Below are 19,979 nucleotides of genomic sequence, written 5' to 3' on the forward strand. Positions count from 1 at the left end.
TGATGAAGCCGAGTTGCAGCATGCACCAAATCGGTGCAACATAAGGGTGCAACCCTATTTTCAGGAACGGTAGATGGATAAAGAGACTCTGCTCAATCATTTAGTGACCGCGGTACTTGTCATCGATAAGGATCTTAAGCCTTGTTATGCCAACGCCGCTGCAGAGCAACTTTTAGGTGTCGGTAGCCACAGGCTGGTCGAACAAGCATTGCCAGAGCATTATCAAGCCCTAGGTGTCGACACTCAGCTCCTTAGCGATGCGGTAAAAGCTGGGCAAAGTCTCACCGTTAACACCGCGACGTTAGTCACCTTAGATGCTCAGCATCACACCGTCGATCTAACGCTTATTCCACTAGAGGATGAAGCGCTGCTGAGTCTGCTTGAGCTTAGGCAAGTCGATCAACAACGACGTATCCACCAGCAACTCAGCCAAGACGCACAGCAGCAGGCGGCACAATTCTTAGTGCGTAACTTAGCCCATGAGATTAAAAACCCCTTAGGCGGCTTGCGTGGCGCTGCACAATTGCTCTCGCGGGAACTCGACGATCCCGCGCAAAAGGAATTTACCAATCTCATCATCGAACAAGCTGATCGTCTGCGTAGCTTAGTCGACCGACTGCTCGGCCCGCAGCGTCCCACTCAACATAGCCTGCATAACATTCATCAAGTAGTGCAAAAAGTATATAAACTAGTCGAAATCGCGCTGCCCGCCAATATCCAGTTGAAGCGAGATTATGATCCCTCGATCCCCGATATCGAGATGGACCCAGATCAAATGCAGCAAGCGGTGTTGAATATTTTGCAGAATGCGGTGCAAGCCCTAGAACACACAGATGGCGAAATCCTGATCCGCACCCGCACACAACACCAAGTCACCATTGGCTCGCAGCGCCACAAACTGGTGTTGACCTTATCGATTATCGATAACGGTCCTGGCATACCGCCAGAGCTCATGGACACACTGTTTTATCCCATGGTAACCAGTCGTGAACAGGGTTCGGGGCTTGGTCTATCGATTGCCCACAACATTGCCAGATTACACTCGGGCAGGATTGATTGCGTATCCAGCCCAGGACACACAGAATTTATTATCTCGTTACCGATTTTAAGTGCCAAATAATCAAGCAAAACCAACACATACCGTATGAGGAAGCAAAATGCGAATCAGTGAACAAGTGTGGATCCTCGACGATGACAGCTCAATACGTTGGGTGCTCGAAAAAGCGCTCCAAGGCGCTAAACTTAGCACCGCCAGCTTTGCCGCAGCAGAATCACTCTGGCAAGCATTAGAGATTTCCCAGCCACGGGTCATCGTCTCGGATATTCGTATGCCGGGAACCGATGGCTTAACTCTGCTTGAAAGACTACAAATCCACTATCCGCATATTCCCGTTATCATCATGACGGCGCATTCGGACTTAGACAGTGCCGTGAGTGCCTATCAAGCTGGGGCGTTTGAGTATTTGCCAAAACCCTTTGATATTGATGAGGCAATTTCCCTCGTTGAGCGCGCTCTGACCCATGCAACAGAGCAAAGTCCAACGCCAGTTGCGCAGGAAACTCAAGTCAAAACCCCTGAAATCATCGGTGAAGCGCCCGCCATGCAGGAAGTGTTTCGCGCCATCGGCAGGCTGTCGCGCTCTTCAATCAGCGTACTGATCAATGGCCAATCAGGCACAGGTAAAGAGCTGGTTGCAGGCGCACTGCATAAGCACAGTCCGCGCAAGGATAAACCTTTTATCGCCTTGAATATGGCGGCGATTCCTAAGGATTTAATCGAATCCGAACTATTCGGCCATGAAAAAGGCGCCTTTACTGGTGCGGCCAATGTGCGCCAAGGACGCTTCGAGCAAGCCAATGGTGGCACCCTGTTTTTAGATGAAATCGGCGATATGCCACTGGACGTGCAAACCCGTTTACTGCGCGTACTTGCCGATGGGCAGTTTTATCGCGTCGGCGGCCATAGTGCTGTTCAAGTGGATGTACGGATTATTGCTGCCACCCACCAAGACCTAGAGCAATTAGTGTTGAAAGGCGGATTTAGGGAAGACTTATTCCATCGCCTCAATGTGATTCGTATCCACTTGCCACCGCTGTCACAACGCCGTGAGGACATACCACAGCTTGCAAGCCACTTTTTAGCCTCTGCCGCCAAGGAGATTGGTGTCGAAGCCAAAATCCTCACCAAAGAGACCGCAGCTAAACTGTCACAACTGCCATGGCCGGGTAACGTCAGGCAGCTCGAGAACACTTGTCGCTGGCTTACCGTCATGGCCTCAGGACAAGAAATTCTCCCCCAAGACTTGCCGCCAGAATTACTTAAGGAACCTACCAGTATCAATCCAATGGCGAAAGGCAGCCAAGATTGGCAATCGGCACTCACCGAGTGGATCGACCAAAAACTGTCCGAAGGAAATAGTGATTTATTAACCGAAGTGCAGCCCGCTTTTGAGCGTATTTTGCTTGAAACTGCATTGCGCCATACGCAAGGGCATAAACAAGAAGCGGCAAAACGTTTGGGCTGGGGACGAAATACACTGACACGAAAATTGAAAGAATTATCGATGGATTAAGCCGTCAAGTAATTGCAAAAAAGAGGGATATCACTATCCCTTTTTTATTTTCAAGCTCGCACTAACTAATTAAAACTGGTAATGCACACCAATAGCCAGTTGCTTAATATCAGTGTCGATATCTTTCACGTTTACATAGTTTACATAATGGTGGTCAGCGTCTAAATCACCACTAGTCACATCATAACTCAAGCGAACATTTAAACGCTCAGTCACAGCGGCATTAACACCTACGCCGTAGGTCCAGCCAAAACCAGTGAAGTCTTCATCAAATCCATCACCGTCAACATTCATAGCCATAGATGCAACACCTACTTTTGCATAGGCTGAGAACATATCATTGATTTGCAGAGTAAATTTAGGAGTAAACGTTAATGCACCCGCAGAGATATCAACATCCTTATCGCCTAAATCGCCAGTTGCAAATAAATTGGCCTCTAAACCAAACCACTCGTTAAAATTGTAACCACCGTATACACCGAAACCAGTCCCTGTTTCTGCATCATCAAGCACATCAACAGTCACGCGGTTTAGTGCACCACCCACATAAAAACCTGTGGTGTCAGTTGCCGCTAAAGCTTGGCCTGCCACTAATATCGATAATAAAGAACCCGCAACTAAAGATAGTTTTTTCATTATAATTCCCTAATGAGTTAACTTAAGTAGTAAACGCTGCGGATAATACAATAAACGCCAAAGAAGAGTGATAGTCTATCAGTGCTTAATTCACTTTATACAGCAAGCATTCAGCTTTAAATAACGCGATAATTAATCTCTAAAACTTAAGCATTAACTTATTACCCTCAATAGATTCATGAGAGTGAAATAACACCAACGAATAATTGAGCGGCGCTTACGTTCATCGAGGCATTCGCGAATGACTGCTTGCCCTGAGACAGCGCAAATAATACGACTGCGCCATAAAAACGACGGCCAAATATGCAATTGGTAGCCCCGTTGATCAATGCTAAATGAAATCGTTCTTGGTAAAAAATAGAGGCATTGGTGCAGAATAAGCTCATGTTTGACGCCAACGGGACGAGCAGTCGGTGAGTTTTCCGTCATTGCTGGTGGCATAAGCGCCCCGCTCGATTCACTCGCGGCGGGGGTATGTTCGGCGATCAGCTCAAAGCGTGTCGACAATCGATGATACCGACAAATGAGTCGCTTATTGTCGGCAAATGGGTGAGCCTGTTACTGCATCCATGGCATAACCACTCCTTTGATTGTTGAATAATCGATTCAGTGTCGCTTGCTTTTATTGAGTAGTTGGTTCCACTTGCACGGGATCTTGGTGAATAATCACCTCTGCATCTTCAAAGGCCGCTTTCACCCTAAGCCCTGTTGTATCGGTAATGCTATGGGCTTCGTTTAGGCTCAAATTACCATCAAGCTCTAAATGGAATTGAATAAAAACCGTCTTACCCGCTTGGCGCGTCCGTAAATCGTGAAGCCCCAACACCCTTGGATCTTCCTTGGCAATGAGTTTTATCCGCTGGCGAGTGTCTTCATCTAACTCACGATCTAATAGCGCCTGAATCGAACGATACCCCAAATCAAAGGCCTGCTGACCAATGTAACAAGCTATAAGTACGGCAAATAAACCATCCGCCCACCACCAGCCATATTGGGACAGCACTAACGCCAAAAGTACCGCCGCATTGAGGAATAAATCCGACTTATAGTGCAACGAATCGGCCTCAACCACAGTGCTATTGGTCGCCGCCAGCGCCCGCTTCTGCAGCAAGACTAAGGCTAATGTCAGTACAATTGCCACCACAGAAACCACCACACCTAAGGTCGCATTTTCTACGGGAGAGGGATTTAGCAAACGTTCACCACCATAAAACAACAGCAGAAACGCCGAGCCCATAATAAAGGCCGATTGCGCCAGCGCCGCTAACGGCTCAGCTTTACCATGGCCGTATCTGTGGTCATGATCAGCAGGGACAATGGCATAACGAATGGCAATAAAATTGATAATCGAGGCGAGCGTATCGGCAAAAGAATCCGTTAAGGATGCCAACATACTGGCCGAGCCGGAATACAGCCAAGCTAACAGTTTGATTGTAATAAGGGTCAAAGCGGTAGCCACGGAAGCGCGACTAGCCAGTTTGACCCAAAAATCGTATTGGGAAGTTTGAGTCATAGGGGTCTATATCGGGAAGCTATGACCCCATTGTATATCAGCTTGGCGACTTAACTGCGAGGTTCTTTACCAGTGTGTGCTTCAAATCGCGCTTTAAACTTAGCTTGTTGCTCTGGCGTCAGCAGGTTGTAAATTTGATTCTGCATCTTCATTCTTTCAATGGCTTGCGCTTGACGTTTTTCCTGCTGGGCACCGATCAATGCCTTAGCTTGTGTCTCATCGAATGTAGCTGCGGTGATCAACGCATGCATTTCTGCACGGCGTGCTAAACGCTCCTCCTTGGTGGGCTTATCGTCGCTACGTGCAGCACGTTGCTCGGCAAACAGTTTTTTAATGTCTGCCTTTTGTGTATCGGTTAATTCCAAGCCTTCAAACATTTTGTGCATGCCGTCATGGCCCATGCGATCGCCACGTTTATGAAACTCACTGCGAGGATGATCGCACTCTTGGCTAGGCTCAGCGCTCACTGTCGTCACCAATACCGTCGAGCTTGCTAAGATGGCAAACAAGCTAGCTTTTAAAGGAGATAATGTTTTCATCATATTGACCTCAATAATTCAACTTCATGTTGTAAAGACCAGAGATAGTGACGACCCTTTTAAAAGCCGAATCACTTTCGACGATTACAGTCTAAAGCCTCATATGTAAGTGAGAGCGTGACCAGAGTAAATCAGTGTAAAGTTGCGGTAAGAATGGTTCAAAATGCCTGAAACTCAACTCTTTAGGTCACTTGGGTATACAGATTTCCTATTCTTTACTTTGGCTTACATTGCTACACAGCAATTGACATCAAAAAGGGTATACTCAGGCAAAGTACTAAAAGTGCCTGCGGTTTATCGAGCCGATCTCGGTCTGCAGCACCGTTCATCCAGATTAAGGAACACTATGAGTCGGATACTATTAATCGATGATGATCTCGGTTTATCGGAACTTCTTGGGCAACTTCTCGAACTCGAAGGGTTCAAACTCACATTGGCCTACGACGGCAAACAAGGTTTAGAACTTGCTTTGGCTACAGATTACGATTTGATCTTACTCGATGTAATGCTGCCTAAGTTAAACGGCTTTGAAGTGTTACGCGCTCTGCGGCAACACAAGCAAACTCCAGTGCTGATGTTAACCGCCAGAGGTGATGAGATTGACCGCGTAGTAGGCCTTGAAATCGGCGCCGATGACTATTTACCTAAGCCCTTTAATGACAGAGAACTTATCGCCCGAATTCGCGCCATCATTCGCCGCTCCCATTTAACCGCCCAAGAAATCCATGCGACACCGGCACAGGAGTTTGGTGATTTACGTTTAGACCCTTCACGCCAAGAAGCCTATTGTAATGAGCAACTTATTATCCTCACGGGCACAGAATTTACTCTGCTGCACACCTTAGCACTCCATGCTGGCGAGTTGATGAATAAAGAAGAACTCAATGAAATTGTGCTAGGTAAAAAATTGATGCCATTCGATCGCAGTTTAGACATGCATCTGTCGAATCTACGCAAAAAACTTCCCGAGCGTAGCGACGGCAGACCTAGGGTGAAAACTATTCGTGGCAAAGGCTATATCTGGTTACCATAACGGCGGGAACAACTGTGCCTAATCGCTTATTTATCAAGTTACTGCTCGGATTTTGGCTCTGTAGTTCGCTGATTATCGCCTTAGTTGGTTTGCTGCCCCTGCTGCAACAAAATCACGATCGCGCCCCTATTCCGCCCCATCTGCAAAAAGTGCTAGCGACCATAGCGCAGCGCATTCAGGAAAATCCAACACTGCTTAAGTCTGATTTCCTGCGCCGTTGGGAAAGGCATCGAGATATGGAAGGCAAACCACTACGGCTTTACCTGACCAACAGCCAAGGGCAAGTGATAAACACTAATAGAATCAGCCGTGGTGTGCGCAGTTTTATGCTGATGGCTGATGAAGAAAAGCAGCCAATTAGTCATCAATTTAAAGATGAATTAGTATTTGGCCCTTACCAATTTACCCTTGAGGGTGAAACCTATTTCCTCTATGGTCGACTACCAGATACCCATCCTAGGCCTTGGTTCTTCTTCTTTATAGAAAACAAACTGCTCACCCTCAGCTTAGCCATTTTGCTCTCGGGGTTACTCTGCGCTCTACTCGCTTGGCATCTAGGTAAGCCACTCCGTTCACTTAAAAAAAGTGCCGACGCCCTCGCCGAAGGTGATCTTAGCAACCGAGTCGATAAAACAACCACTCAACGTAATGATGAAATTGGCCAACTCGCCACCGCGTTTAACAGCATGGCGGACTCGATTGAAGCCATGGTCAAAAATCAACAGCGATTAATGGGGGATATTTCCCACGAGCTGCGCACACCGCTGACCCGCCTGCAACTGTCATTGGCGCTGGCCCGTAAAAAAGGCCAACAAACCACAGAAACCGACCGCATCGCCTACGAAGCTGAGCAATTAGAGCAACTGATTGCCGAGCTGCTGGAGCTATCACGGGTCAAACTCAGCACCAATGAAACTAAAGTATGTCTCGGTTTAGCCGAGTCGCTAAGCCAAGTATTGGATGACGCCGAGTTTGAAGCCGATCAGCAAGGTAAGAAGATCACTATCGATATCGATGAAGCCATCGAACTCAGCCATTATCCTAAGTCCCTGTCCCGTGCGATAGAAAACCTGCTGCGCAACGCGATTCGTTACGCCAAGAGCGACATTCATCTGCACGCGAGTCAAACAAGTGGCCAAGTCCAAATCACGATAAAGGATGACGGTCCTGGTATTGATCCTGCGGAGCTTGAGTCAATTTTCAAACCCTTCTATCGCCCAGACTCCGCAAGACAGCGGGAAAGTGGTGGTTGGGGGCTAGGGTTAGCAATTACTGAAGCCGCGATTAGCGCCCATAAAGGTAAGATAAAAGCCGAAAACCGTGAGCCACACGGCCTTGAAGTCAATATCAGTTTACCCACCTAAAATACAAGCCCGATAGCTGCAGCTATCGGGCTCACATGGTGCAAACGAGACGCTACAGTTAAAGCGGGTTGGCAAACTTAATCTTTAATCCCAAGCTGCTTTAATTTGCGATACAAGGCATTACGGCTAATACCTAAACGCTTAGCACATTGGCTGACATTGCCTTCGCAGGCTCGGTAAGCTTGCAGCACATTCTGATTTATCGCTCCGTGGAGCGAGTCGGCCGAGTGACGACCGATATCATCCTTATCGCGGGGATTTTGCGGATTTTCAACATGTTGTCTCTCATAAACCGCAAGCGGCTTATTGACTAACTTTTTGGCTAAATGTTCGGGCAAATGCGCTCTCGCTAACACCTCATCGTCCTCGGCCATCAAACAAGCCACCTGCATCAAATTATCTAACTCTCGCAGATTACCCGGCCAATCGTAACGCATCAGTTGCCCCAATAACTCAGTGCATAAGGTTTGTGGACCGCTGCGGTGGCGCCGATGCAATTTATGGATAATACGCTCAATATCCTGCCGCTCACGTAGTGCAGGCAATCGCACTTGCAATCCATTCAAACGATAAAACAAATCCTGACGAAACAGCCCTTGGGCCACCAGCGACTCTAAATCCATATGGGTCGCGGCGATGATCTGAATATCGACCTTAACGCTTTGATTACTGCCGACGGGAACCACTTCACGCTCCTGCAACACCCTCAGCAATCGGCTCTGTGCCGCCTGCGGCATCTCGCCAATTTCATCGAGGAACAAAAAGCCACCATGGGCTTGGCGGATCTTACCGATAAAGCCACTACGATTCGCCCCAGTAAAAGCGCCCGCCTGATAACCAAATAACTCCGACTCAACTAACTCGGCTGGTAGCGCGGCGCAATTCACCGCCACTAGAGGCTGCGCGCGGCGCGAGCTCTGGGCATGGAGCTTTTTGACAAATTGCTCTTTACCCACCCCAGTTTCACCGAGCACCAGCAAAGGGATTTGTTTAGTGATGACCTTATTCGCCTGCTGCCAAGCCCGCTCAAGTAAAGGATCGCGAAACCTTACCCCCAATTGACTCTGCGGCTTATCTTGAATCGTCTTCGCACTTTTGGTCTGCGTAACACCCAACGCCTGGGTGTGTAAATGTAGGGCCAAATCCCGATGGAAGCCCCCGGCACGCGTCCAGCTATCCCCCAAATGCAGCTCTAGGCTATCGCCCAGCTTGGCTTGACTCAGCAATTGTTTTGCCATGGGATTACAACCCACAATTCGCCCCTCGCTGTCGGCAATCACTATGCCTTGCCAGCCAGAACTTAATAAACTTGGCTCGGCCGCTAAATCAATCCGATAGTGACTATCGGGCAAATGGCACAACAACGCCGTCTCAACCTGCTGCGCCAAACTCGACACTAACATTAAGGTCTGTTGTGAATGCCGCTGTTGCTCACTGGTGATATCGAGTACCCCGAGCATCTCGCCTTGGGGCGAAAAAATCGGGCAAGCAGTACAACTCATAAAACGATTTTGGCGGATAAAATGCTGCTCTCCAACCACTGAGACCGCTTGCTTAGCCATGAGCGCCGTGCCAATGGCATTGGTGCCTTTATACTGTTCAAGCCAGTTAACCCCAATATCAAGCGCCACATCCGCTAACTTACTGGAATAACGACTCACGCCCCAATGTTTCAGCACATAACCGTCAGCATCGGAGAGCAATAACCGGCTATTGGATTGCGCCATGAGTTGGTTAAATAAAGGTAAAGCATGGGATTGCACCAGCTCGATGAGCTGTTGATATTGCTCATGTTTATGCTTTAGGTCTGCATGAGAGAGCCTAAGATCATCGGCGGCATGAAACTCCGACAAGCCTGCGCCGATACTGCGTTGCCACGAATCGGCTAGCCATGGTTGTATTGTTGGAAAATGCGGTTTTGCTGTCATAGCCGTGCTCCCCGAGCAGTGTTCCGCTTCGGCACAGTTGCAGTGTGCCACTGAATGACAAAATGACTATTGGGCATCTTTCTTTCCTTGAATGCCCTATTGATTTGGATCTGCAAAATTAGCGTTTCATCATACTGTTAGCTCAACAAGTGTACAACTCCTGCCAGTTTGGCACCCTCCTTGCGATAGTCATTGGTATGCAACAGTCGAGTGTTGCATAAAAGAACACAGCTTAATCAATAACTTTGCCAGTTAACTTAGTCGGTAAAGGATAAAAATAACAACAGTGCTTACAACCATTTCAACAAGACCCGCCGCTTAAACGCATGGCTTTTTGCACGCAAGCGGCCACAGAAGGAATAACACTATGATTTATGCTCAACCCGGAACCGCAGGTGCACTCGTAAATTTTAAAGAAAAATACGCCAACTTTATCGGTGGCAAATGGGTCGCCCCAGTCAACGGCAAATACTTCGATAATCGCTCCCCCGTCAACGGGCAAAACTTCTGTAAAATTCCCCGCTCCGATGCACAAGATATTGAACTGGCACTCGATGCTGCCCACGCAGCCAAAGACGCTTGGGGCAAAACCTCGGTTACCGAGCGCTCAAATATACTGCTGCGCATCGCCGATCGCGTTGAGCAAAATCTCGAGTACTTAGCGGTTGCCGAAACCTGGGAAAACGGCAAAGCCGTGCGTGAAACTCTCAATGCCGACTTACCATTATTTGTGGATCATTTCCGCTATTTCGCTGGCTGTATTCGAGCGCAGGAAGGTAGCGCCGCGGATATTGATGGCAACACTGTGAGTTATCACTTTCCTGAGCCTTTAGGTGTGGTCGGGCAAATCATCCCGTGGAACTTCCCGCTATTAATGGCAGCATGGAAAATCGCCCCCGCCTTAGCCGCAGGTAACTGTGTGGTGCTCAAACCCGCCGAGCAAACGCCCGTATCTATTCTTGTGCTGCTCGAACTGATTGAAGATCTGCTGCCGCCCGGCGTACTTAACGTCGTCAACGGTTTTGGCGCCGAAGCGGGCCAAGCCCTCGCCACCAGCAAACGTATCGCTAAACTGGCCTTTACTGGCTCCACCGAAGTGGGTTTTCACATCTTAAAATGCGCCGCCGAATCGCTTATCCCCTCTACCGTCGAACTCGGCGGTAAATCGCCAAACCTGTATTTTGCCGATGTGATGGATCAAGAAGACGAATACTTAGATAAGGCCGTCGAAGGCATGTTGCTAGCTTTCTTCAACCAAGGTGAAGTCTGTACTTGCCCATCACGGGTGCTGATCCAAGAATCGATTTACGATCGCTTTATCGAAAAAGTCCTCGCCCGTGCGCAAACGATCAAGCAGGGTAACCCGCTGGATACCGCAACCCAAGTCGGCGCTCAAGCCTCCCAAGAACAATTCGATAAAATCTTAAGCTATCTCGCAATTGGTAAAGATGAAGGCGCACAGGTGCTCTTAGGTGGCTCACTCTGCCAACTCGAAGGCGAGCAAAGCAAAGGCTATTACATCAGCCCAACGATTATGAAGGGCCATAATAAGATGCGGATTTTCCAAGAGGAAATCTTCGGTCCGGTTATTTCGGTCACCACCTTTAAGGATGAAGCCGAAGCTTTAGCGATCGCCAACGACACTGAATATGGCCTAGGCGCAGGTGTGTGGACGCGGGATATGAACCGCGCCCAACGTATGGGCAGAGGTATTCAGGCTGGTCGTGTTTGGATTAACTGCTACCATGCTTATCCTGCCCATGCGGCCTTTGGCGGTTATAAGAAGTCAGGCATCGGCCGTGAAACCCACAAGATGATGCTCAATCACTACCAAAACACCAAAAACCTGTTGGTCAGCTACGATATCAATCCGCTCGGTTTCTTCTAAGGATAGGATTAACACGAATATCATCCTCTCTTCATGGATGAATTCGCAGCAAATAGGGTTAGCGAAATATCAAAGGGCGCATCGATGCGCCCTTTATTTTCGATGTATATCATGTGATTGACTGACATCAGCAAAATACTGCGCCAATGCTTCCATCGAGGCTTTAGTATGCGGATCATCTTGAGGAGCCACGACTTCAGCCAGTAACAGTTTGGGTGACAAGCTAAACCAAAACGAGCGAGGCTCAATCACTAAATCCAATACCAATTGGTTATAAAAGTGCAGTCTTAAGCGGTTTTCAGCAATAGGCCAATGGGAGTAAAGCAAAAATGAGGCATATTCCCTCGCTAAGGATGCGGTGGTCACCAAACTAAATGCATCATCAAGCAAGCTAAATTCTAGGGATTCTTCAAAGGGGCAATCGTATGAGGTCAGCAGCAGATAGCCTTGGGCGCCATTGGGTAACTGGCAACGATACTGGGCTTCTATCTGTACACCCGCAATCGATACACCAGTATGCTGATGATTGAAAAACAAAGGCTGAGTGATCGCCTCGGTATCGGACACTCGCAGGGTAAATGCTGTTATCGGCTGCATGCTGTATCCTTCCTTTGCCGTGAAATGGCTAATTTCGCTTCCAATACAGACCCATCAATATCAGGTATCCCACAAAGTAAGCCAGCAAATCGAGTGGGTCGAAATGGCTACCAATCACGATTCGCGCCAAGCGATTACCGCCAAGACCCAACTTGTCCACTAAGCCCCAATACTGACCAAACTCAATGGCAAAGGCAAACAGCAATACGGCCAATGCCAACCAAGGCGTATGCAATAACCGATTGATTGGCTCCCCCTTCACATTGACTACAGGCACTAGAGCACGCGCCATGCAAAACAATAACATCACCACCAATACGTCACCGACAAAGCCGCGAATAAACCCCGAAGGCACAAAACGCGCAATCAAGACTTCGATAACAAACAGCAACACGGCATAAATTAAAAAAGATTTTCGATCGGGCTGACGGCTAAAAACGTTAACAGGCATAACACGCTACTCCCTATCACTTCGAAGATGAAGCGGCAAAATCTATCTTAATGCCAATAGCTTAACAAGCATCCTTTGATGGATTTTTATCCTGCCCCCAAGGTTTATCAACGAGAGAACCGCGCAATTTGCTCCGGCAAAATTTAAGCGCCGTTTAAGTTTGGCTTTAGTAGCCTGCAACTACACCACCTTAGGAGCAACAGATCATGTCCTCAAATATGCAGCAAACTATCAATGTCTGGGATCCCTTGATCCGAATCTTTCACTGGTCATTGGTGGGCTTTTTTACCTTAGCCTACCTTACCGAAGGCGAAGATGAGTGGATGAACATCCACAGTTACGCAGGCTATAGCATTTTAACGCTACTGGTATTCCGGTTGTTATGGGGCGTTATTGGCACTCACCATGCGCGTTTTAATCACTTTATCACCCGCCCAAGTATCGCTTGGACATACCTTAAGCAACTCTTCTCTGGCAATGCCAAAGATTACATCGGCCACAATCCCGCGGGCGCACTGATGATTATCGCCTTGATCACGTCCATCGCAGTCGCGGGCTTTTCCGGCATGGCGCTCTATGCCACCGATAGCCAAGGTCCACTGGCCACCAGCTTTTTTGCCACTTGGCCCGAAGGGGCACTTAAAGAGGTTCATGAGTTTTTTGCCAACTTCAGTCTGTTCCTAATAGCTACCCATATCGGCGGCGTGATTGTCAGCAGCCTGTTGCACAAAGAAAACCTTATCAGAGCCATGGTAACAGGTAAAAAGCAGCGTCCGCTCATTCAGCAAGATGAGCGCCAGTAGAAACCACTACCCCACAGATTGAAGGAGTCAGAAATGAACCACCACTTAAATAAACACCGTTTAGAACTTGCGATCACCGCAGTACTACTCGCCAGTTTTAATGCCTTCGCAGCAAATGCAGCTGTCACTAGCCTGCCACTGAGTGCCGAGCGAATTGGCTTACAACTGCAACAGTATCAAGCGCAAGGCGCTGGCCCTTTTAGCGCCGATGCAGGACAAGCACTGTGGCTTCAACAGAGTGAGGATCGCAGCTGCACCAGCTGCCATACCGCCAAAGCGACCGCACAAGGGATACATCAAAACACCCAAAAGCCCATTGAGGCCATGGCGCCGTCGATGACCAACAATCGTTTAACCGACGCCGCCAAGATAGAGAAATGGTTTAGCCGCAACTGTAACTGGACCTTTAAACGCGAGTGTACACCGCAGGAAAAAGGCGATGCTCTCCTTTGGCTCAGCCTGCAATAAACGTTTATCAACTTGTATCGAAGCCATTTTAGTAAAAAAATTAAGGAAATATCATGACTAAACCAACCCACACCCTAAGCTGGATTGCAGGAAGCACACTCACTGCCCTCGCCCTAACGATAGGTATTATCGGGATCAGTTTAACCTTCTCAAGTACGGGTTATGCCGATGATGGTCGCGAGCTGAATCAAGCCATCCCACAAAATGCTGAATATTCAGCTGAATGCGGTAGCTGCCATATGGCGTATCCCGCAAATTTACTGCCCGCCGACAAGTGGCAGGCAATCACGGGCAATCTAAACAACCACTTTGGCGATAATGCCAGTCTCACACCTGAGGCAACGGCGAGAATTGAGCAATATCTCACTCAACATGCGGCACAAAATGGTAAGGTGATGAAAAATAGCAAACCATTGATTGCCGGAATGGGACCTCAAAAAATTACCGAGCAGGCATTTTTTATCCGTAAACATGATGAGATCCCAAGGCGCATGGTGCAAGATAACCCCAAAGTCGGCTCATTCAGCCAATGCAGTAACTGCCATAACCTCGCAGAGAAGGGCATATTCGATGAAGATACCGTTAATATTCCTGGCGTTGGTCGTTGGGATGATTAACAGCCCAAGCTGTCTCGCCCATGATGAAGACCTCTCTAGCAAAGTGGTCGAATGGGTCAAGGAGGGCAAAGTATTGCCCTTCGACACCATAATGCAACGTTATGAATCAAGGCTAAAGGGACGGCTGCTCGATCTTGAAGTCGAACAAAAACATGATCGTATCATCTACGAACTCGAAATCCTCCGTGATGACGGCATAGTTTATGAAATTAAGATCGATGCTAAAACCGGCGAATGGTTAAAGGAAAAGGTCGACTAATGCGCTTACTGCTGATTGAAGATGATATCGACTTAGTGGCTCGCCTTATTCCCGCACTTAACAAAGCGGGCTATACGGTTGAACACGCCGATAACGGCATCGATGGCGCCTTTCTGGGCGAGGAAGAAGCATTTGAGGCTGTGATCCTCGACTTAGGATTGCCCGGTAAGCCGGGCTTAAGCGTGCTAAGTCACTGGCGTCAAAAAGGCTTGGCTATGCCCGTCCTTATCCTTACCGCCCGCGATGCGTGGCACGAACGCGTTGATGGCCTCAAGGCCGGCGCCGATGATTATCTTGGCAAGCCTTTTCATGTTGAAGAGTTACTTGCCAGATTAGAAGCGCTGATCCGCCGCCACTTTGGCCGTGCCGATAACCTACTGCAACACGCCGGCGTCTCCCTCGATGTTGATAAACAAACCGCCACCAATGCCGAAGGGGAAGTTATCGAACTCACTAAGATTGAATACCGCTTGCTGCATTACTTAATGGCCAATCCCAGCAAAATAGTCTCTAAGTCCGAACTCAGTGAACGAATTTACGAAGAAGATCAAATCAAAGACAGCAATGTGATTGAAGTGTACGTTAACCGACTTCGCCAACGCTTAGGCAAGGATTATATTGAGACTCGCCGCGGCCAAGGCTATCGACTCAAGGATGCATAAGCGTGTATTCACTTAAGGCTTATCTCACTCGCAACCTGCTTATCACCCTCACCTGCGCCATGGCGTTATTGTTGTATTTGCTGTTTCAAGGCATTCAAATCTTAACCCAAGACTTTGTTGCCTCGCGTTTGCAGCACGATACCGATAGTCTGATTTCCGCCCTCGAGCCGCAAGTCGATGGCACTTGGTCACTCAATGCCGATCGCCTACCTAATGTGTATCACAGGGTAAACTCGGGTCACTACTTTGCAATTCAAATCGGTGAGCAACAACTACGCTCCCGCTCACTGTTTGATCATGCCGTTACCCTGCCAAGCCTGAAGGTCGGGGAACAGCAGCAAGCCACCCAATATGTTGGCCAAGAACATTGGCTGATGCTCAGCCAGACAATCGTCAAAAATGGGCAATCTATTCGCCTTTGGGTGACAGAAGACATCAGCTCACTTGAGCAAACCCAGTTACGCTTTTTAGGTTTTGCGACCACAATGGTGCTGCTAACGATATTGATCTTACTTTTTGCCCAGCACCAACTCCTCAAACGGGGTTTTAAACCACTCGAAAAGATACCTGAAGCCATCAGACAAATGCGGCTCCAAGGAAGAGAGATTGATACTCAGCAGACGCCCAGCGAGATAACCCCTTTGATTGCTGAAATCGATCGCCTAGTAAACCAGCTCGGCCAAAGGGTTCAACGCTCACGCAATGCCCTTGGTAATCTTGCCCACGAAATGAAACGCCCTCTGCAAGGGCTGCAATCCTACCTCGATAGCCAAGCGCCTGAACAAAGACACGAAGGCAGTAAAGTGCTGGCCGAACTGCACCATATTATTGAACGAGAGCTTAAGCGAACCAAAATCGTCGGGCTTTCCACACCGGGACGTTTTACCGTGCTTAATGACGATCTATCGCCGCTGATCCAAGTCATGCAACGCATTTATCCCCACAGGCGGATTAGCTGCCACTATGACAAAGATCTCGTCATGCCCTTTGATAGAGATGACTTACTGGAACTCCTCGGCAATTTGCTGGATAACGCCTGCAAGCATGGCCACAAACACATCGAACTCTGCATTATGCAACAATCAGTACCAAACCCAGGTTATGGGATCATAGCAAGTGATGACGGCGAAGGCGTCTCTGATGCCGCAATGTCCATCATAGTTGAGCGCGGTATTAGGCTAGACGAAAGCATTCAAGGGCATGGCTTAGGGCTTTCAATCTGCAAAGACATTGTCGACAGCTATCAGGGGGAGCTTCACTTTAACCATGCCAAACAAGGTGGACTCGAAGCCAAGGTGTTTCTGCCACTTCCAAATTGAATGGTATACTCGCCAAATCATGCTGATGTATCTAACCGCATCCCGCTCGCCGTGACATGGAGTAGATCTTCAAGCAAACATCGCGATAAGCAACATCAATTTCATACGACAACATTTAGAGAACTCCATGAATGTAATCGATCTCATTGCCGCACCACAGCATATCCCCCAACTTGCACAGTGGCATTATCAGCAATGGGCCCACCTTAGCCCAGAATTATCCGAAAGCACGCTCATTGAACAAATGAATGCCTACCTCACTGGTGACGGCATTCCTAAAATGTTTATCACTGAATCACATGGGAGCGTCACAGGGTCATCATCATTAGTTGCAGCGGATATGGACACACGAACTGACCTAAGTCCGTGGCTCGCCAATGTCTATGTTCATGCAAGCCAGCGAAACAAAGGGCTGGGAAAGCTGCTAGTTAACGCCGTAATTGCCCATGCACAAACCTTAGGATTGAAAGAAATCTACCTATTTACTCCCGACAAAGCAGATTTCTATCGCGCGCAGGGGTGGATGATCGTCTCAGAAGAAGACTACAAGGGCGAGATGGTGACAATCATGGCGTACCAATTAGTCAAATAATTAAGCAACCATCGGCCCTGAATCATTCCATCAAGCGATCATCCTTGCGGAGATCACTTGATAATGGGCCTATATCAAGTTGCTAGCCAAGACGCTAGTCTATATCTATATCTATATCAATCTCGATACCGTATAGATAAGACAATTCTCGCTGCTCATGTAGAAGTTCAATTCGTCTGCGGGTATCTTGTGCCAACTTATCCTTTACACGTATTCCATTGGCAGCCTTAGCTTTTTTAGCTTTGCGTCCCTCAATTAACAAATCTACTTCCTCAGTAGAAGCAGGATGCTGCAGCAGCGTCGATTCACTAGACATTATTAACTCCTTTAATTGCCACCTAAAATAGGATCTTTCCGTAAATATTGGATCTTTGTAGAAGAGGAAACCATCAATTTGCTATCAACATGAGACAGCGTCACATCAATGCAGCCCATCATCTGGTGCTGCAAAATGAAACTTAAGCCAGAAGATGACTCCTGCCCATAACACAAACACAGCCAAAGGCTATTAATACAAGCCAATCGCTCAATATGACTCGAAGACTCGAGGCCAACAGGCAAAAAATAAACGAAACAAACATAGCGCTAGGTAAACGCAACGGCAGAAACTGACTGTAAATACTGCTACGTCGCATTAAAGCCACGCAACAGTACTACATTTGGAAGGGGTTTACGACTTATATGGCATAGGGCCTAAATAGTCTTTTTTACCGATATCCACACCATTATGACGCAAAATGGCATAGGCTGTTGTTATATGGAAGTATAAGTTTGGAATCGCATGCTCAATTGCAAACTCATAACCTGTTAAATATTTGCCTTCCCAACGGGGTTGAGAAACATGAATTGTCGCCGCAGCTGCAAAATCCGCCTCAGTAAATTGGGCTAGATACTCAATAACCGAGGTAATACGCGCCTGTAGCTCTGGCAATGTGGTCTCTGTATCATCATGTTTAGGTACAGTCTCTAAATTACCCGTTAAACGTGCTACACCGATTTTGGCCGTATCACAGGCAATCTGGATTTGGCGGATAAGATTGAATTGATCGGGCGCTAACCGAGAATTCAATAATACCACCATATCGACCTTCTTCAAGTTGGCAAAAACCTCACCCTTTTCCAGAATAAGACTCAAGTTTTTCAGCATCTTGCTAAATTGGACAGCCGTTAAATCATAAAGCATGACATAAACTCCTGTAATAAACGCCACTAGATTGCAGCACTTGAGACTATCTTGGGGCAAATCAATTCTTTTCAACAGAGAAAAATAAAGATTTATTCAGTGACAGTGTGATTCGCCATCAGTAACTGATTGGAAATAGGTTTAGCGGGTAAGAGTCATTGAAGGGCAAAAGGAAGAAAACCACCTTACAGCAAATATATTCATCCCAATATTGATAGCTTAATAATCGCCAAGTAATGTCTTATAAACGTTAAGTAATACCATTCCGCATTAAAGTTCAGTCACCTTTGCCCATTCCCGAGAGCACATCTTTATCACGCGTTTTGTACAACTGATAAAGCTGTTCAATGCTTGGTTGCAGGCATCCACTATGTCCTCATCTCCTTTAAAACAGCGATTGGCGAGATAATGTTGGCGCAGCCAACTCCATACCTGTTCGATGGGGTTTAGTTCTGGGGAGTATGGCGGCAGTTTGAGTATCGACAGGTTGGGGATATCTGCAGCAATGTCATTGGTATGCCAACCCGCACGTCCATGACCACGACAGCATGGCGGCCAGGTTTGGTGCGTTTTGCAATCAGCTCAAGGTGTTGGTGCATGATGTCCTTATTAACGAATGGCGTGATGATGGCTTCAGTTTCTCCTGTTGCAGGACAGACTGCGCCGAAGAGGTGCACATATTCAAACTGCTGCTGTTTTAGCGCTCTTGGTCTACTGCCTTTGGGGGCCCAAAGGCGTGTCGTTGTATTTTGCTGGCCGGATCTGGCTTCGTCCTGAAACCCAATATCAATCTGGTGTGGTTGGATATGAATGGGAGTGTGAAGGATCGTTTCCAGAGGAAACTTTTTTAAAAGCGTCCTGTACGCTCTGAGTTTGTTTTGGATGCCTGGAGCGGCTGGTTATCCAACAGAATCCCATGCACTTGAGCAGATTTTCAGCAGTTTCAGGTTTCATAATCCAATTTTAAGCTGTTGTGTTGCTTGCTATTAGATCAGACTTCAATGCGGAATAGTATAATACAGCACCTTAAAGTCAGGAGATTAGGAAGATATTTTTGCAGAGTCGTCAATGTAAAAATTGAAATAACAAAAAAGCCAGCTTATTCAGCTGGCTTTTTTGCTCTCTTACGAGAAATTAGGCGCTTGGCGATGACCTACTCTCACATGGGGAGACCCCACACTACCATCGGCGCGATTGCGTTTCACTTCTGAGTTCGGGATGGGATCAGGTGGGACCACAATGCTATTGTCACCAAACAAATTTTTTCTAGGACACTACACTAGACTGTATGGTGCTGATACCCAGAATCGAACTGGGGACCTCATCCTTACCAAGGATGCGCTCTACCGACTGAGCCATATCAGCAATTTTTTATCATCAACGATGAAATTAGGCGCTTGGCGATGACCTACTCTCACATGGGGAGACCCCACACTACCATCGGCGCGATTGCGTTTCACTTCTGAGTTCGGGATGGGATCAGGTGGGACCACAATGCTATTGTCACCAAGCAAATTCGGTTTAAACAAGACTCGAGAGCGCACTGTGTGCTGC

At 47.7% G+C, this 19,979-nt stretch carries 21 protein-coding genes, 1 tRNA gene, 2 rRNA genes and 1 pseudogene; 12 read left to right on the forward strand and 13 right to left on the reverse strand.

Going from position 1 to position 19,979, the window contains the following annotated elements; translation table 11 throughout:
- The first annotated feature begins 73 nt into the window (after nt 1-73).
- Nucleotides 74-1,120: a nitrogen regulation protein NR(II) gene (gene glnL, locus SO_RS20740; RefSeq protein WP_011074100.1), complete on the forward strand. Its 1,047-nt coding sequence runs from the start codon at nt 74-76 to the stop codon at nt 1,118-1,120.
- A gap of 37 nt (nt 1,121-1,157) precedes the next feature.
- Complete coding sequence (gene glnG / locus SO_RS20745; protein ID WP_011074101.1) at nt 1,158-2,573, forward strand: nitrogen regulation protein NR(I); 1,416 nt, start codon at nt 1,158-1,160, stop codon at nt 2,571-2,573.
- A 69-nt stretch (nt 2,574-2,642) separates the two neighbouring features.
- On the opposite strand, the gene SO_RS20750 is transcribed toward glnG, so the two are convergent.
- From SO_RS20750 to SO_RS20765, 4 genes are all read right to left on the reverse strand, one after another.
- Complete coding sequence (locus tag SO_RS20750; protein WP_011074102.1) at nt 2,643-3,209, reverse strand: porin family protein; 567 nt, start codon at nt 3,207-3,209, stop codon at nt 2,643-2,645.
- Between the two features lie 153 nt (nt 3,210-3,362).
- Nucleotides 3,363-3,716 carry a hypothetical protein gene (locus tag SO_RS20755; RefSeq protein ID WP_238560529.1) on the reverse strand — a complete coding sequence of 118 codons (354 nt, stop codon included), beginning with the start codon at nt 3,714-3,716 and terminating at the stop codon, nt 3,363-3,365.
- Between the two features lie 115 nt (nt 3,717-3,831).
- Nucleotides 3,832-4,722: a cation efflux pump FieF gene (gene fieF / locus SO_RS20760; protein WP_011074103.1), complete on the reverse strand. Its 891-nt coding sequence runs from the start codon at nt 4,720-4,722 to the stop codon at nt 3,832-3,834.
- Nucleotides 4,723-4,772: 50 nt separating this feature from the next.
- Nucleotides 4,773-5,261 carry a Spy/CpxP family protein refolding chaperone gene (locus SO_RS20765; protein ID WP_164925933.1) on the reverse strand — a complete coding sequence of 163 codons (489 nt, stop codon included), beginning with the start codon at nt 5,259-5,261 and terminating at the stop codon, nt 4,773-4,775.
- A gap of 346 nt (nt 5,262-5,607) precedes the next feature.
- On the opposite strand from SO_RS20765, the gene SO_RS20770 reads away from it, so the two are divergent.
- On the forward strand, nt 5,608-6,294 hold the full coding sequence (locus tag SO_RS20770) for a response regulator (RefSeq protein ID WP_011074105.1): 687 nt from the start codon (nt 5,608-5,610) through the stop codon (nt 6,292-6,294).
- Between the two features lie 14 nt (nt 6,295-6,308).
- The gene (locus tag SO_RS20775) at nt 6,309-7,658 is read left to right on the forward strand and encodes an ATP-binding protein (RefSeq protein ID WP_011074106.1); all 1,350 of its coding nucleotides are present in this window, start codon (nt 6,309-6,311) and stop codon (nt 7,656-7,658) included.
- 77 nt (nt 7,659-7,735) lie between these two features.
- Here SO_RS20775 and SO_RS20780 read toward each other — a convergent pair whose 3' ends face one another.
- Nucleotides 7,736-9,586 carry a sigma-54-dependent Fis family transcriptional regulator gene (locus SO_RS20780; RefSeq protein WP_011074107.1) on the reverse strand — a complete coding sequence of 617 codons (1,851 nt, stop codon included), beginning with the start codon at nt 9,584-9,586 and terminating at the stop codon, nt 7,736-7,738.
- A 367-nt stretch (nt 9,587-9,953) separates the two neighbouring features.
- Between SO_RS20780 and exaC the strand changes: the two genes are divergently transcribed.
- Nucleotides 9,954-11,474, forward strand: a complete 1,521-nt coding sequence (gene exaC, locus SO_RS20785) for an acetaldehyde dehydrogenase ExaC (RefSeq protein ID WP_011074108.1) — start codon at nt 9,954-9,956, stop codon at nt 11,472-11,474.
- A gap of 93 nt (nt 11,475-11,567) precedes the next feature.
- On the opposite strand, the gene SO_RS20790 is transcribed toward exaC, so the two are convergent.
- Both SO_RS20790 and SO_RS20795 read right to left on the reverse strand, forming a co-directional pair.
- Complete coding sequence (locus SO_RS20790; RefSeq protein ID WP_011074109.1) at nt 11,568-12,071, reverse strand: hypothetical protein; 504 nt, start codon at nt 12,069-12,071, stop codon at nt 11,568-11,570.
- A 28-nt stretch (nt 12,072-12,099) separates the two neighbouring features.
- Entirely contained in the window at nt 12,100-12,522 is a 423-nt protein-coding gene (locus SO_RS20795; protein WP_011074110.1) for a ribosomal maturation YjgA family protein, read from the reverse strand.
- A gap of 206 nt (nt 12,523-12,728) precedes the next feature.
- On the opposite strand from SO_RS20795, the gene SO_RS20800 reads away from it, so the two are divergent.
- The 7 genes from SO_RS20800 to SO_RS20830 all read left to right on the forward strand — a co-directional run bounded on the left by SO_RS20800 (nt 12,729) and on the right by SO_RS20830 (nt 17,242).
- On the forward strand, nt 12,729-13,325 hold the full coding sequence (locus SO_RS20800; protein WP_011074111.1) for a cytochrome b/b6 domain-containing protein: 597 nt from the start codon (nt 12,729-12,731) through the stop codon (nt 13,323-13,325).
- Between the two features lie 33 nt (nt 13,326-13,358).
- Entirely contained in the window at nt 13,359-13,793 is a 435-nt protein-coding gene (locus tag SO_RS20805) for a DUF1924 domain-containing protein (RefSeq protein ID WP_011074112.1), read from the forward strand.
- Nucleotides 13,794-13,846: 53 nt separating this feature from the next.
- Nucleotides 13,847-14,410 carry a diheme cytochrome c gene (locus SO_RS20810; RefSeq protein ID WP_011074113.1) on the forward strand — a complete coding sequence of 188 codons (564 nt, stop codon included), beginning with the start codon at nt 13,847-13,849 and terminating at the stop codon, nt 14,408-14,410.
- Complete coding sequence (locus SO_RS20815) at nt 14,403-14,669, forward strand: PepSY domain-containing protein (protein ID WP_011074114.1); 267 nt, start codon at nt 14,403-14,405, stop codon at nt 14,667-14,669. The genes SO_RS20810 and SO_RS20815 overlap by 8 nt, the downstream gene beginning before the upstream one ends.
- Complete coding sequence (locus SO_RS20820) at nt 14,669-15,331, forward strand: winged helix-turn-helix domain-containing protein (protein WP_011074115.1); 663 nt, start codon at nt 14,669-14,671, stop codon at nt 15,329-15,331. Before SO_RS20815 ends, SO_RS20820 begins: the two co-directional genes overlap by 1 nt.
- Nucleotides 15,332-15,333: 2 nt before the next feature.
- Nucleotides 15,334-16,650 carry an ATP-binding protein gene (locus SO_RS20825; RefSeq protein ID WP_011074116.1) on the forward strand — a complete coding sequence of 439 codons (1,317 nt, stop codon included), beginning with the start codon at nt 15,334-15,336 and terminating at the stop codon, nt 16,648-16,650.
- Nucleotides 16,651-16,777: 127 nt separating this feature from the next.
- Nucleotides 16,778-17,242 carry a GNAT family N-acetyltransferase gene (locus SO_RS20830; RefSeq protein WP_011074117.1) on the forward strand — a complete coding sequence of 155 codons (465 nt, stop codon included), beginning with the start codon at nt 16,778-16,780 and terminating at the stop codon, nt 17,240-17,242.
- Nucleotides 17,243-17,336: 94 nt separating this feature from the next.
- On the opposite strand, the gene SO_RS20835 is transcribed toward SO_RS20830, so the two are convergent.
- The 6 genes and pseudogenes from SO_RS20835 to rrf (SO_RS20865) all read right to left on the reverse strand — a co-directional run bounded on the left by SO_RS20835 (nt 17,337) and on the right by rrf (SO_RS20865) (nt 19,936).
- Nucleotides 17,337-17,558: a hypothetical protein gene (locus tag SO_RS20835; protein ID WP_011074118.1), complete on the reverse strand. Its 222-nt coding sequence runs from the start codon at nt 17,556-17,558 to the stop codon at nt 17,337-17,339.
- A gap of 354 nt (nt 17,559-17,912) precedes the next feature.
- Complete coding sequence (locus tag SO_RS20840) at nt 17,913-18,425, reverse strand: DUF1993 domain-containing protein (protein WP_011074119.1); 513 nt, start codon at nt 18,423-18,425, stop codon at nt 17,913-17,915.
- A 270-nt stretch (nt 18,426-18,695) separates the two neighbouring features.
- Nucleotides 18,696-19,355: pseudogene (locus tag SO_RS23330) on the reverse strand (IS630 family transposase); the annotation flags it as partial.
- Between the two features lie 210 nt (nt 19,356-19,565).
- A 5S ribosomal RNA gene (gene rrf / locus SO_RS20855) occupies nt 19,566-19,681 on the reverse strand.
- A 33-nt stretch (nt 19,682-19,714) separates the two neighbouring features.
- A tRNA-Thr gene (locus SO_RS20860) sits at nt 19,715-19,790 on the reverse strand.
- 30 nt (nt 19,791-19,820) lie between these two features.
- A 5S ribosomal RNA gene (rrf, locus tag SO_RS20865) occupies nt 19,821-19,936 on the reverse strand.
- Between the last annotated feature and the right edge of the window lie 43 nt (nt 19,937-19,979).

Source organism: Shewanella oneidensis MR-1 (assembly GCF_000146165.2).
Taxonomy (GTDB): Bacteria; Pseudomonadota; Gammaproteobacteria; order Enterobacterales; family Shewanellaceae; genus Shewanella; species Shewanella oneidensis.